Here is a 601-nt window from a genome sequence, read left to right as displayed (position 1 = left end):
CGGGAGCGGAGCATGTCGTGGCGGTCGATCACCGCACCGAGCGTGGCGACCAGACCCCCCTCGTCGATGCCCTCCGGCAGATCCACCACCGTCGACATCGTGAACCGGTCGATACCCCCACCCAGCTCCAGCAGATACTCCCCGATGGGCAGCAACGGCACGAACCCCAGACCGCCACCCTCCAACTCGGCAAGCCCACTCACCTCACCACCACGCAGCCCCGCCACCACCGCCAGCTCAGCCACCGAACGGCACTGGAACACCTCCCGCGGACTCACCTCAACACCCCGCGCCCGAGCCCGCGACACCACCTGAATCGACCGGATGCTGTCACCCCCGACCGCGAAGAAGTCATCATCCACACCCACCCGGTCCACACCCAGAACCTCGGCATACACCTCCGCCAGAACCCGCTCCACCTCACCCGACGGACCCCGGTACACCTCACCCTTGACCACCGGAACCGGCAACGCCGACCGATCCAGCTTCCCGTTCGGCGCCAACGGCAACCGATCCAGCACCACAAACACCGACGGCACCATGAACTCCGGCAACCGCCCCGACACAAACCGCCGCAACTCCGCCACCGACACACCGGCGG

General features: G+C 67.6%; 1 protein-coding gene. It reads right to left on the bottom strand.

Features of this window, described 5'->3' with window-relative positions; all coding sequences use genetic code 11:
* Positions 1-601: phosphopantetheine-binding protein (locus OO63_RS41100; protein ID WP_033264991.1), on the bottom strand; the 601-nt coding region annotated here is incomplete at both ends.

The organism is Streptomyces alboflavus (assembly GCF_000716675.1).
In the GTDB taxonomy this organism is placed as follows: Bacteria; Actinomycetota; Actinomycetes; order Streptomycetales; family Streptomycetaceae; genus Streptomyces; species Streptomyces alboflavus.
This window is presented reverse-complemented; position numbering and strand designations above follow the sequence as displayed.